This window comes from Caballeronia sp. (assembly GCF_049581465.1).
Lineage (GTDB): Bacteria > Pseudomonadota > Gammaproteobacteria > Burkholderiales > Burkholderiaceae > Caballeronia.
In genome coordinates this window covers 1-2069 of sequence record NZ_JBAUSA010000644.1, presented here as the reverse complement: position 1 = coordinate 2069, position 2069 = coordinate 1, and the positions used below count along the sequence as shown (strand labels likewise).

Annotated in this window: 2 protein-coding genes; one reads left to right on the top strand and one right to left on the bottom strand. The window is 60.2% G+C overall.

The genetic code is table 11. The features are described from left to right. Positions 1 to 1730: hypothetical protein (locus WCA53_RS15840; protein WP_423912119.1), on the top strand; the 1730-nt coding region annotated here is incomplete at its 5' end. A gap of 120 nt (positions 1731 to 1850) precedes the next feature. Here WCA53_RS15840 and WCA53_RS15835 read toward each other — a convergent pair. Further along, a partial coding sequence (locus tag WCA53_RS15835; RefSeq protein WP_423912116.1) for a hypothetical protein occupies positions 1851 to 2069 on the bottom strand: 219 nt, incomplete at its 5' end.

Sequence of the window (2069 nt, the reverse complement as noted above, 5' to 3'; positions counted from 1 at the left end):
GTGCTGCGGCGTCCGGCAGCGACCTGATTGACGTCGATACGCCGAGTGCGGACACCCTGCGGATGTTCGCGTCGGGCAGCACATTCAATCTCGCGATCACCACCCGCGCCAGCGCGGCGGACACGTTGCAGTGGACTGTCAGCAATACCTTCGGCAATCCGGTTGCCAGCGGCAGCTTTCCTGCGCCAGCGGGTGCCACGATGAACACGCTCAACTGCACCTCGACCGTGGCGGGTTACTTCGCGGTATCTGCGACATTGGCCAAGGCTGGCGGCAGCGTACCCACGGCCGGCACGCGTCCGACCGGCTTCGCCACATTCGGCGTCTTGCCTAACGTCGCCGCGATCATTCCCGCGCCGACGTACGCGGCGCAGGAGCAGCATCGATTCGGCATGCAGGGTTTCAATGGCTGGACCTCCATGCTGACGGCGTTGGGTATTACGTCGACCATCGACGACCGCGAGATATCTTTCACGGAGCCCAATGGACCGAACACGTTCACCGCCTCGGCGAAGACAACCGACACCGGTTATGCGTCCGGCCAGATCATGCGGCTGGTTCGTCTTGACGGCATCCCGGCCTGGGACAGTCCGACTGGGGCGTACAACGACAGTTCGTACTTGCCCAACGATCAGGCGGGTTATCAGGCTTACATGAGTCAGGTTGGAGCGGAAACCGAGTTGATGCGCGAGAAATACTTGCCCGGGATGGCCAACAACTATTACCAGGTGACGTGGGAGCCGAACCAAACCTGGCTGGATACCAACGCAAACTTTGTGCAGTTATACAAGCTGGTGTATCAGGGGTTGCACGCCACCGATCCACACGCGGTGGTGATGGGTCCGACCGATGCGTTTCCGTCGCTCACCACGCAGCGCCTGCAGACCATGGCGCCGTTGGGTCTTGCGCAGTATGTGGATGGCATCACGACGCATGGCTATTACGATGCGGGCACGTCGCCGTCGCATCCACCTGAGCGGTTGGCGACAGACCCCAGTCCGGCGAACGCAGCGAACGCGTTGATGAACGAGATGCGTGGGCTGCGTCAGGAGATGAAGACGGACTATCGTGCGGGGATGAAGCTGTATGTGACGGAGACGGGCATCAGTTACGACCTTGGTACGTCGTATGGTCCCAACTATCCGACGCCGAACGTCCTGTTCGCCCAGGGAGCGGTTGTTGCGCGAACGCACATCATCTTGCTCGGCGAGGGGGCGGACCAGACGTACGTGTTCTATGGCGCGGATTATCCGGGCGAGCCGGGTTACGGTACTTTCTTTGATCTTGACGATGCGCAAGGTGCGTTTGGTGCGACCAACCTGAGTCCGAAGCCTGCTGCGATGGCTGTTGCGACGATGACTCGTGTGCTTGACGGCACGACCACGCTGGGTCCTGTGAACGAGACGCCGTCTGGCGTTTATGCGTACGGGTTCGAGCAGCGGGGTACGGGCACGCCGATCACGGCGTTGTGGACGCATAACAATGCGGTATGGAGCGCGAGCACGGGATTTAGCCAGACGTATACGGTGGGCTACAACCTCACGGTGGATTCGCCGGGAGCGAGCGGCACGGTGCAGGTGCTTGACATGATGGGCAATGCGTCGACGGTGGCTTATACCAACGGTGTGGTGTCATTGAATCTGAGTGAAGCACCGATCTATGTCGTGGCGAAGAATGCGGCTGTGGCGGCCGCGAATTCCACTGCGCCGTTGGGCTATTTAGGATCGTAAGGGGCCGCTCGGGGGTCGCTGCTGCGGGCTCTGGGGGCGTGAAGCGAGTCGCGGTGTGAGTTGGCTGAGGTCGGGCCCTTTTGCTAGCGGCGAGTGTGGGGAGAGCGTTGAGTCCTTCTGCTAGCGTGGTCGTTCTGCATAGGTAGTATTTTCTTGCTTATTACTGTTAGCCCCTATCCGGGGCGGGACTTCATTTCTTTGCAAACGCGCAAAGAAACGAAGCAAAGAAACGCGTTCAAACCGCGAATACCTAAGTGTCGTCGTTGCCCATTTCAGGTCTTTGGCCCGAACGTAGCGCGGCCCCAAATATTTAACCCGCAGTCGAACAGCCCCCTCAAG